Annotated in this window: 6 protein-coding genes and 1 pseudogene; all 7 read right to left on the reverse strand. The window is 67.0% G+C overall.

Features of this window, described 5'->3' with window-relative positions; all coding sequences use genetic code 11:
- Positions 1–994, reverse strand: a 994-nt coding sequence (locus KBA48_RS29895; RefSeq protein WP_292912344.1) for a hypothetical protein, incomplete at its 3' end; no start/stop codon positions are given.
- A gap of 1 nt (position 995) precedes the next feature.
- Positions 996–2636, reverse strand: coding sequence for a hypothetical protein (locus tag KBA48_RS29900; RefSeq protein ID WP_292912345.1), 1641 nt, complete (start codon positions 2634–2636; stop codon positions 996–998).
- Between the two features lie 3 nt (positions 2637–2639).
- Positions 2640–5597, reverse strand: coding sequence for a hypothetical protein (locus KBA48_RS29905; RefSeq protein ID WP_292912346.1), 2958 nt, complete (start codon positions 5595–5597; stop codon positions 2640–2642).
- Positions 5597–7897, reverse strand: a complete 2301-nt coding sequence (locus tag KBA48_RS29910) for a hypothetical protein (protein WP_292912347.1) — start codon at positions 7895–7897, stop codon at positions 5597–5599. The genes KBA48_RS29905 and KBA48_RS29910 overlap by 1 nt, the downstream gene beginning before the upstream one ends.
- On the reverse strand, positions 7897–10110 hold the full coding sequence (locus KBA48_RS29915; RefSeq protein WP_292912348.1) for a hypothetical protein: 2214 nt from the start codon (positions 10108–10110) through the stop codon (positions 7897–7899). Before KBA48_RS29915 ends, KBA48_RS29910 begins: the two co-directional genes overlap by 1 nt.
- Positions 10110–10604: a hypothetical protein gene (locus KBA48_RS29920; protein ID WP_292912349.1), complete on the reverse strand. Its 495-nt coding sequence runs from the start codon at positions 10602–10604 to the stop codon at positions 10110–10112. Before KBA48_RS29920 ends, KBA48_RS29915 begins: the two co-directional genes overlap by 1 nt.
- A 2-nt stretch (positions 10605–10606) precedes the next feature.
- Positions 10607–11387, reverse strand: a pseudogene (locus tag KBA48_RS29925) (hypothetical protein); the annotation flags it as partial.

The following is an 11387-nucleotide window of genomic DNA, read 5'->3' on the forward strand; positions in this document are numbered from 1 at the left end:
ATACGAGCCCCCTGCCATCGGGGCTCAACAGGCCATAAGTTGTCCCCACAGACCTGTAGACCAGCAGCGACCCCGCTTCATCCAGCAATACTCGCGCCACTGAAAAATCCGTGCAGCGGTCGTAGACGGCGCCCCATGGATAGATTACCGAAGCCCCTGCCGCCGTCGCCACGGCCACGGTCGGGATCGGCAGGCCGGCACTGTCCAGCGGGCCGCCAGGGATGACGCGCGCGTGAACATCGAGGCAATCGGATGAGGCCACACCGCCGGCCGTCGTTGAGGTCGGGGTGGTGAACCTCGCGGTCGCAATGCCACCGGGAACAAAACCGAGCGCAGCAACAGAACGTCGCGTAATCGTGTCCAGTGCGAAATTGATCTCGTGCAACCGCCCGTTACCGGCACCATCTGAGGTGCATATCCATAGCCGACCATGAGACATGTACGCGGCCTTGCTATAGGCAGGCACAGTCCACCAGGGTGAGGACGCAACCGGGAAATCCATCCACATGCGGGGCATCCCGCTGGCATCCAGGTCATGCAGGTCATAAATCGTAAAACCGGAGGTCCGCAAAACCCAAAAGACCACGACGGGAAAACGTCGTGTGACCCCACGCGTAGCGGTGCCCAACAGCTCCCAATACCAGGATCGGCCGGGGCGATCACCCCATGCGCCGCCATCGTTATCCAGGCGGCGGTCATAGAAACCAACCGCGATCACATCGGCCGCCGCCGCCAAGCTCTTGGTCGCCGCGGCATAGGCCAGCCCCGTCGCCGTTCCTGTACCAGCCGCCCCAACCAGCGCCTGTGCCGTGGCCAGCGCCGTACCAGTGGCGGCCCTATCCACGCCCGTCTGCACCCGGTCGGCGGCGGCCGCCCCCGCACTGCCGGCGGCCAACGACACAGCAGCGTTCAGCGCGCTGGCCTTGGCCCCCGCCGATACGGACAACGCATCAACCGCTGTCGTCAGCGCCGCTAACTCCGTCTCCACGCTCATGTTACAACTCCCCGGTCAGATCGAGATATCGGGTCGCCGCCCGAACATAGGCTGTCGTCATCTGCATCAACGGCACGATGATCCCGGACACGCTGCCCGCAGCAGCAGCAGCGTGTCCCTGCGCCTGATCCCGCGCCGCTTCCGCCCCCGCCTTGGCCGTCCAGGCGCTGGTGGCGCCGCCGGCAGCAGCCCCCGCATGTCCCTGCGCCTGATCCCGCGCCGCTTCCGCCCCCGCCTTGGCCGTCCAGGCGCTGGTGGCGCCGCCGGCAGCAGCCCCCGCATGTCCCTGCGCCTGATCCCGCGCCGCTTCCGCCTGCACCTTGGCCGTGCCGGCGGTGATGGCGCTGCCGGCAGCCGCCCCCGCATGTCCCTGCGCCTGCCCCCGCGCCGCGTCCGCCCCGGCTGCGCTCTCGGCGGCCTGGTCACGGTACACAAGCGTTGCGTCGTGGGCGGCTACCACGTCCTCAGTGCTCGCGGCTGGCGGTACACGCACCTCTACCGGCACATGCACGGGCAGCGGCTGGGGAAAGACAATGACCGTGCGGCCCGGATATCCATGGGCGGCACCATCGGTCAGGCTGTATGCCCCCGTCTGCCCGCCCACCCCGCCGATATTCACCAACAGCGACACAGCCGCGTAAATCAGCCCCCATTCGGCGGGCAGTGGCCAGACAGTGGCGGACCCATCGGACACAAACCTATGTATCGACCCCGCCAGCAATTTCAGCGCCTGGCCGTCCAGCAGCACCGCGACATAGCCGGCAAGCTGCGCCTCTGCGGCGATTGCCGCACTGGCTGCCTGCTCTGCGGCGGCCTGTGCGGCAAGGGCGCCATCGGCATAGGCGGCAGGGGGTATTCTGACTTCAACCGGCACATGCACGGGCAGCGGCTGGGGAAACACAATGACCGTGCGGCCCGGATATCCATGGGCGGCACCGTCGGTCAGGCTGTATGCCCCCGTCTGACCGCCCACCCCGCCGATATTCACCAGCAGCGACACGACCGCGTAAATCAGCCCCCATTCGGCGGGCAGCGGCCAGACAGTGGTGGTCCCGTCCGACACGAATTCATGCGCGGACCCGGCCAGCAACAGCAATGTCGCGCTGTCGATGATGGCCGCGACCTGATCGGTGCTGAAATTCGGCGCCGCCGGCCGCCCGTCCGCGTCAAAGGCCAGCAGCTTTTGCGCCCGCGTTTTCGCCACGGGAAGGGCCATATCCACGGTTTCATGATCGGGCACCCGCACGGCCTTGCTTGCGTCGCGCCGGCTTTCCTGCGCCACCATGGCCTGACGGTCGATTGTGCGTTCCACCCGCTGCGACGGCAGCGCGGATGCTGACCGCAACTGCACAGGCTGCACCGCCCGCGTATCCCGCAACAGATGCCACCGCCGCCCGGCAGACGGGGCCGCCCCGATCACCCGCACCAGGCCTTGACCTGGCTGTCCCGTTTCCGGGTCATCACCCTGCACCTGTACTGTGTAATCCACATTGAGGGTCAACGGCCTGGCCGCGCCCGTCGCCTCCATTTCTTCGATGACGCGCACGCTTTCCCCGTCCAGGATCGGCCAGGCCGTGGGAAACGCGGTGGATATGCCGTCGCAGACATAGGCGATCTGGCTGGCCGTGTTCTCGATGGCCATGGGTCAGTCTCCGTTGACGACGGTGGAAGGCGGGATGATGAAGCGCTGCCCGTTTTCCTCTTTCAGGCGCCGTTCCATCCGGCGCAGGAAACCGGGGTTCATGGCTTCCTGAACCTGATAGAGAAACAGGTAATCGGCCGCGATGCGGGCATAGAACAGGTTGGCAAAGGGCGTATTGGCCAGCGCAATACGCAAAGCGGTGGCGGCCCGGCCGTCGCCGCCGCGCGTGGCGGCCCACAGGTTCACGACGTCTGCAACGCTGGATAAGGTCGGACCGGCGACCGTTTCCAGGGCGCTATTGCCGAAGCGGCTATATTTGCCGACCAGGAAGTCACCATAGATGCCGGCGCCACCACCCTGGGCGAACGCCGCCCCCCATGTCTTCGGGTCTGTCGGATCACGGGGCGGCCACCGGCCTTTGAAGGCATCTTTCGCCGTCATGGCCAGATAGCCGAATACCATGCTGCCGACCATCATATGGAAGATGCCGGCGGCCCGCGCCTGCCCGGCCTGCCCGCCATAGATCTCGCGGCCCCACACCTTCGTGATCATTGCCACGGGGAAGGCCTTGAACTGCATGATGGTGCGCAGGGCCTCACCTACCGGTGTGCCCGCCCGTGTGCCCTGGCGCAGGATCGCGCGTTCCCGCGCACCCGGTTCAAGCACGGCATACTTCCCCCGGTCGCTGAAGTAACTGGTCAGCTTTAGGGCTAAATCTTCGCGCACCTCCGTCCGCGCCCGTGACAATTCCTCTTCATAGCGGGCAGGCAGCGCGGCCAGTTCCTCCATCTGGGTCAGCAGCCGGGTTTCCAGGTCCTGGATTTCCCCCGGCAACCCCTCCGCCCGCGTCCGTGCCCCGGCATCCTGTCGCGCGGCCCGGTCGCTGGCGCGCTGGCCTTTCTCCCCGATCTGGCGGGCACCCTTGGCCAGCCAGTCCATTTCCCGTCGCATCAGGGCCAATACCTGATTGGGGCTTTTGTCCCCATCTCGCATTTCAACGATGCCGTCGCGCAAGCGGCGAATGCCGTTCGCCTGCTTTTCCCATGCCGCCAGCGTCGTTTTCACATCCTCCGCTTCTGGATCACGGGACAGACGCTCACGGGCCGCCTGCAACTGCCCGTCCAGCTTTTCCAGCCGCTTGGTCAGGGACTGCACGGACAGTTCCGCCCGTTCCAGGCGGGCGGCGAACGCGTCCCCGATCTGCCGCACCTTCGCCGGCATCAACCCGTCTGTCACCTCGTCCGACAGCATGCGCGCCCGGTCGGGCGTCAGGTGCCCCTTGCCGTTGGCCTGCGCCCATTCCACGCTATTCAGCGCCCGCCATTCTTCGGCGCCGATATCGAACAGCGACAGCACCCGCCGCGTCTCTTCCTGTAGGGCCGCCCAATCCTGGCCTTTCAAGCCGCCAAGGTGCCGCGACATGATGATCTCGGCACCCGCCCGCTGCGCATCGGTCCAGTAGGTCAGGCCGGACCATCGGAAATAGATGTTGGCTAGTGCCGACAGGTTACCAGGAACATGGTCCCCGCTATCGAAACGGCTGGCGATGCTGCCAACGGAACCTTCCAGGCCGGCACCCAGAAGATCCATCACCTCCCGTTCCGCGTCGCTGCCGCGACCGCGACCCAGGGCAGTCAGGCCGTCAGTGTAGCCTTCCAACAAATTGATGCCCTGATAGCGCAGTTCCGTGGCCTTGAAATGCACATCGGTCACCGCCGACAAAACAACACCACCCAACTTGGACAGGCTCTGCCAGGTGCGAACGCCGGCGCCGATGCGCGCCAGCACACGGTTGACGGGACTGGCGGCCGTGCCGTCCAGTTCGTCCATCTGGTTATTCAATGCCCCGACACGGTTACCCAACCGCGTCACGGCCTCGGCGTCCCTGTCGCGCCACGTCTCCCGCAGATGCTGGATATCCGCCTCGAATTCGGCGCGGGGATTGGTGCCATATTCCCGCATCAGCGCGGTTGACCGCGCTGCCCGGTCCAGCCCCCGCAGGATGCTTTCAATGATGTTGCGGGACCCGAATGCCTGCTGATAATCCATCCAGGCGTCGGCATCCTTGAAATGCAGGGTGCGTTGTGCCGACAGTTTTTTGGCCAGATTGGACGGCCCCTTGAAGGCCGGGTCCTTGAAGCCGGTCAACCCGTCCGCGTCCAGATGCACGCCCGTCGTCACGGCCTTGAAGACGCTGCGCAGGAAATCCTCACGGTCTCCAACGCCCTCGAACGTCCGTTCGTCCAGGCGCGGGGCGATGGCATCCCGCCATGCCTGATAGCCCGCATTGACCATCCGGTCCGCATCATGCGCCTGCCGGGTGATATAGCCCTCCACCTGCCCGACCCAGGCACCTTCCCGGTTCATGGCTTCCACGGACAGACGCTGATAGCGATAGATGATGCCGGCGGCCTTTTGCGCCGATTTGTTGCCGCTGGCGCCCGGCTTCTGGCCCTTCGACAGCGCCCACAATTCCTGTGCAATGGCCCGGTCCAGTGTTCCGCCCCTGACGGCATTGAACAGGCCCGCCTTGTCCATCTCCGCCGTCAGGCCATTGGCCCACATCCGGGCCATGGCGACGCCCGTCGCATCCACCGACAGGCGCGCACCGCGCACGGCGCTGTTGATGCCGACAAGCTTCGCCTCGATGGCAAGGGCCAGATCGGCGCCGCGTTGCCCGCCCAACTGCCGGGCCATTTCCTCGATCTGGCCGCGCCGCCGGATACGCTTGGTCAGGTTCATTTTGGCATTGCGCATTTCGATGCGCGCCGCCATCTGCGCTTCGGCCGCCATGTCATCGGCGGCCTGCTTGATCAACGCCGCCTGCGACAGGCTGGGGCGCTCGCGGCGGATATTATCGGCCCGCGCCTGCAACTCATCCCACATCTCTGTCAGGTCTTCTATGCTGACCGGCTTGCCGCCGGCCGCCTCTACCGCCGCGCGGCAATCCTCAATGGCCATTACGCTGCCCTCAGCAGACAGAAGGATGCGGCTTCCACCTGCCGCGCACGGGCGGCCGCTTCATCGGCCAATGCCTTTGCGTCCCGCAGGACCGGGTCGCCCAGATCGGCCAGATCGCCGGCCGCCTTGATTTCCGCGTCCAGGGCGGCAATCTCCGCGTCCAGTTCCGCCGCATCGGCGGGGGGCTTCGCTGCCACCGCCTCGGCCTCCGCCGCCACGCGGGCGTCACTGTCATCCGCCATGCCCGGCATCACGTCGCGCCGCTTTTCCAGGGCTGCCAGGATCTGTTCCGGCGTGGACGGCGCGTCGTAGCGCTGGCCGTCGGGTCCCACCATGCCGGCGAACATGTCCGGCATGGGGCTGGTCTTGCGCGCCTCATCCATATAACGGCCCAGTTCACGGCCGATGGCGGCACGGCTGGCCAGCACGGTTTCCCCGTTGCGGTTTTCCGTCAGCAGCATGCGCAGGAAAAAATCTTCCCCTGTGCTGGCCGTGTTCCACATGTCCGGTTGCGCCCGGATTTCGGCCAGCGGCCGGCCCTGCGCTCGCTGGTCGCGGATACGCTTTACGGCCGCCAGCATGTCCGGCGTGGGATCGACGGGCGCAATTTCCCCGCGCGCCGCCGCCGCCCGCATGCGCGCCCAATCCGGCGCGATATCCAGCATGGCGCCGGCCAGCGCGCGGTTGCCATCCTCCCCGCCTTCCAGCATACGGGCCAACAGGTCCTTGTCGTCAAAGGCCCGCGCCAACAGGGCGGCATTGATGCGCCGTGTGCCGTCGGGGCTCAGCAAGCCCGCCTCATTGATCAGGCTGCCCTTGGCGCCCTTGTCCAGCCGCGCAACGAAGGCCCGAATGAATGGCGCATTCCCGGCCGCGCCGATATCCGCCCCCTGCATCATCGGCAACAGATCGTCCAGAAGTTTCGCGTCGGCACCGGCCCGCTCTGACGCGGACAGGTCAAGGGTGGCTGCCTTCTGCGCGTCCACCGTGAAGGCGCGCCGGTCCTCGGGTGACAATTCCGTGATGCGGCGGCGCACCAGCACGGGCTTGTTCATGCCGGCGGTGCGGTGCCCCTGGCCTTCCAGCCACGCGCGATAGGACGCGGCTTTGTCGCTCCCTTCGGCATAGGCGCGGCGGATGGCCAGCACGCGGCCATTGCCGCTTTCCACCACGCGGGCGGCATCAACAATAGGGGCACCGCTGGCGGCATCGGGTGACGCGCCAAGCATGCCGGGTTCCAGATTGGCGGCAATCTCCTGGATTTGCGCCTGGGCAACAGCCCGTTCGCGCTGGCGCGGCTGCAATTCCGCCGGATAGGCGGGATTGATGGTCAGATCATCGGTGTTGGACGTGACCAGATCATCGGCCTCCACCAGTTCCATCTTGGTCTGGATGCGCCGACCAGAAGCGTCGAAAACATCCTGGATCGGGTTGAAAGCCGGCGTCCGCCCGCGCGGCTGCCACTTGGCGCGCTCTGCCCCCGCCACCTGCAACGCCAGCGGCACACCATCATCCGGTGTGCGATCTTCCGCGACGGCGGCCACGGCCTGGCGCAGGGCGGCATCACGGCCCTGCGGCCCCGCCGCCTCTGCCATCACCTGCCCGGGCGGCTTCCATCCCGTTGCCCAATCGCCGATGGCCCCGCCGGCCACATGCAGGCCGCCGCCAAGGATGGTGCCGAACGCCAGATTGGTCAGGCTGTCATAGGCGTCGTAATCCGCCTGTTCGGAACGGGCCACGCCATAGACGATGGGTTCCAAGATAGCCGCACCCACGGCACCCTCAACGGCGCCGACACCGGCGCGGACGCTCGCCCGTCCCGCCGCCGTCCCCGCCTGTTCCAGCATCCGGGCATAACGGGCCGGACCGACGACGGGGATGAAGGATGCGGCGATGTTCAGCGGGTCCAGCGCACTGATCACTAAGCCGGTTCCGATGCTGGCCGCGCCCTCGATAAAGCCGCCCCGCCCGCGTGCCATCGTGTCCTGGCGGCGCAATTCCGCCTGTTTCAGGTCGCGCAGTTCGCGCGCGTCAATCTCGCTGATATCGTCGTCAAACGTCAGATGGCCATCGATCCCGTATTCCGCCTTGGCTTCCTCGGCTGTCAATGTGCGGCTGTCGTCCCAAAGTCCCCTGACCTGTCGCCGCCCCCACCGGAAGGCACCGGGCATCGGGTTGCGCGCCCATGTATCTTCGGACAGGGCGGACAGCACCTCGCCGGTGGATGCTGCGAAACGGTCGGTGCCAAGGGCGTCAAGCGCGCGGATGGGATCGATGGGTTTCGTGATGATTTCCGGCATCACTGTTTCCCTTCACGTCGGGCGATGGCTTCGCGCTGTGCCCAATCCTGCTCCGCGTAATAGGCGCGGGTGCGTTCTTCGCTCCAGCCCAGACGGGCAGCGGCAGCCTTGATGCCCTGTTCGTCCATCTGGTAAGGGGCGGCCAAAGTCGATTGATCGATATCCTCAAATTTGAAGGACAGGATGGAGCCATCGGCCAGCCGCACCGGCTGGCCGTCATCGCCGACGCGTATCCATCCTGTGCTATCCTCATTGGTCAGCCACGCCCCCCGCTCGGCGCTGGCCAGTGCCTTTTCCCGACGCTGATCCGGGGTGTTGCCGGTGACACGTCCGCGCGGGTCGCCCGGATCGGCGATGCGGTCCGGCAGCAACCGGAGCATTTGGCGCATCCCCCACATCTCCGCCGTTGCCCCAACACCCTTGGGCGCCATGGCATAGGTGTTTGCCCCGGTCGCGACGAAATCCCATCGACCAAGGGCAACCTGGGATGCCGCACGTGTCGCCGCGTCCCCGGCATCCATGCCGGTCGACGCATAGCGGTAGGCCAGCAACCGCACCGCCTTGTCATAACTGGCCGCCATTTCCTGCCCGTCCGGGGCCAACGACAGGGCGGCATAGAGCGGCGCCATGGCGCCCGTGACAGTGTCATCAATCTCCTTTGCGTTCTTCCCCACCGCCTGGCGCAGGGCGTCCTTGTCCTGTGCCAGAGCCGCCGCCAGATTGACGCGCCCCACCGGATCGTCTGTGGTGGCCAGAACCTGATGCTCACGGCTCAATCCTGCCTTCACCAGATCGCGATAGGCGGCTGGCCAATGCCGGCCGTACAGCGTCGCCTGCCGCGCCATGGCATCGGCGGCATCTTCCGGTTTGGCCTGGGCTAGCGCCGCCACCTGTAACGACGCCTGATCCTTGGGGAGCACACGGCGCAATGGCGACGGCACGCCAAGCCGTTCCTGTTCGGCCAGCGTGGCGGTGACATAGGCGCCAAAACTGGCAGCTTTCTGCGCCGGGTCCGCGTTCTGGTATTCCTGCCAGCGCTGCCCCACCAATGGCGATGCCGCCACATATCCCGCCGGGTCCTCGGCCAGATCGCGGTTGCGTTCCGCCACCATGCGGGCCAGCGACGCCATTTCCTGCTGCCGGTCGGCAAACCCGCGAACGTCATTCGCCGCCTGTTGGTCGCGCCGCTGCGCCATCATGCCGGCGATCTCGTCCGGACTGGCATAGCGAATGGCCGCCGCATCGGCCCCGTACCGTCCGGCATCGGCCAGCGCGTCCAGGGCCGCCCGGCCGTCCTTCTCCCCCATCACCGCCATGATGCGGGGCGGGTCGTAATCCACCATGCGCCCGCTGCGCAGGGCGGTTTGCATGTCCGCGATATCGGCGCGCATCTCGGCGCGCGCCAATGCGGCCGCCTGCCGCGCCTCGCCCTCACGCGTGCGCAAGGCCCCCTCTGCGCCATTGCGCAGGCGTACCTTATCGTCCGGCGACAGGGCCTTGTCGAACCGGCCGCCGTCCAGCCATTGCAGGGCCGTGGCCGGGTCGCGGTCGATCTGGCCCGATACCGCCGCCTTGGCCAGCGTGGCGCGCGCTGATTGCGCCACCGCCGACAGCTTGGCCGCCGGCAGGTTCAATTGGGTCAGCAGGCCCGCCAGATCCTGCGCCTCGTCATCATGGGCCGCCGGGTTGGAAATCACCCGGTTGGCCCGCGCGTTCATGATCACGTCGAAATCGCTGACCTGTTTGGCGACACGGGAGCCTGTGGCGAAATCCGCCGCCTGCGCGGACAGGCGGGAACCCACCCGCGTATCCAGGCGCGTGGCCAGCAACTCGCGCGCATAGGGGGACAGGCCCTGCGCATTGGCCAACATCTCCGCCCGCCGCGCCGTCCAGGCCTCCCCCACCTGGGCCTCAAAGCCATCGGCCCCTTCCGGCGCCTGGGCGGCCATGTCCTTGACTGTCTGGTCCGCCCACAGGTCGGCTTCGGCAACGGTGCGTTCCACCCCCAACGTATCGCGCTGCTGCTGCGCCTGTTCGGCCCGCTGCTGCGCTTCGATTTCCGCGCGCTGGCGCTCCCGCCCGATATCCTGCATGGCCCCAAGGCCGGCACGGGCCAGCGCTTCGCCGGCAACGGCCATGCCGGGTCCCGGCGTCGGCTGCCGCACGACGGGCAGGCCGGGACCCTGGCTGGTCCAACGGTCGATGGTGGCCATTATACCGGCCCCGCCACACGCCCGGTGCTGGTGCCGGCGGCGGTTGACCATGGCTGGCTGCCGCCGCTGCCACCCCAGCTATTGGCCGTGGACAGGATGGACGATACACCGCTGATCCCTGTCGCGGCGGCATTCCAATAGGCCTGGCTGCGGGCATTCTTTCCGGCCGTGCGCGTGGCACTGGCCTGGCTCGCGGCCCCTGTGCGCACGGCGGCAATCTGCTTTTCGGCCTCAATCGCGCTGTCGGCGATCACGTCCAGCGCACTGCCGCCCATGGCGCGGCCGGACTTCGCCACCTGCGCCGCCGCCCGTCCGCGATACCGGTCGAACGCGTCGCGGATATCGCCTTCCTCATACCGGGCTTGCCGCTCGATGCTGGCGGCTTCTGCATCGGCTGCCTTTTTCGCCGCCTTGCCGGCCTTCACCTGGCCATAGATGGACATGCCGGTGCCGACGACAGCGGCCGATGCGGCGATGGTCAATGGGTCGCACATGCTCAGCGCTCGTTCACGTCGGTCTGGATGGCCAGACACAGGATGGTTGCGGGCAACGCGTCCTGCCCCTCGATACGCAGGCGCAGGGATTTGCCCCGTGCATTGGCGATATCGACCGGCACCCAGTCATCGACCAGTTGCGGGGCCGTATCCATCGGGTCCTGCGCGCGGCGGAACGGGATCTGCGTGGGGCGTCCCGACGGCTTGCCGTCCACGATCACCTGTATGGATGCCCCAATGGTGGCATGAACCAGCACTTCCAACCCGGCCAGCGACTTGTTGCGCGCCTGCCCCGTGCCGATGGGGCCGCCCGTGTCGATGTCGGTCGTTTCATGAGCATAGGCGACGGGCAGCCCGGCATGGATGATCCTGGCCGGCTGGTCCAGGGTGATGGCGCCATTGACGACGGTGCGCGGGGGGATGGCGGCACCATCCGCCATCACATGCACGGTGCGGCCGTTCAGATGGTCCAGGCCTGTCAGGCTGGTCACGGCATTGGTGCCGACACGACTGCGCGCCGCGTCCAGGAACATGGCGCGGCGCGCGTCACTTTCGCCGCGCACGGGCTTCCACCGGTCGGCCATACGCTCCACCCGCCGGCGGGTCACATTGTCCGCCCCGGTCCGTTCCGTCACCAGATACAGGGCGTCGCCCCCCGGCTCCGGCAACGAAGCGATGGACAGGACCTTGCCATCCTGCATCTGATGACGGTGCCAGGCTTGTACCTGATCGCGCGGGGAATGGGTCAGACTGGCCAAGGTCCCGTCTGCCAGCAGGCACCAC

It is taken from the genome of Niveispirillum sp. (assembly GCF_017996735.1).
GTDB lineage: Bacteria > Pseudomonadota > Alphaproteobacteria > Azospirillales > Azospirillaceae > Niveispirillum.

Coding starts and splice junctions, on each gene's coding strand:
- KBA48_RS29900 (WP_292912345.1), bottom strand. CDS start 2,636: ATGGCCATCGAGAACACGGCCAGCCAGATCGCCTATGTCTGCGACGGC.
- KBA48_RS29905 (WP_292912346.1), bottom strand. CDS start 5,597: ATGGCCATTGAGGATTGCCGCGCGGCGGTAGAGGCGGCCGGCGGCAAG.
- KBA48_RS29910 (WP_292912347.1), bottom strand. CDS start 7,897: ATGCCGGAAATCATCACGAAACCCATCGATCCCATCCGCGCGCTTGAC.
- KBA48_RS29915 (WP_292912348.1), bottom strand. CDS start 10,110: ATGGCCACCATCGACCGTTGGACCAGCCAGGGTCCCGGCCTGCCCGTC.
- KBA48_RS29920 (WP_292912349.1), bottom strand. CDS start 10,604: ATGTGCGACCCATTGACCATCGCCGCATCGGCCGCTGTCGTCGGCACC.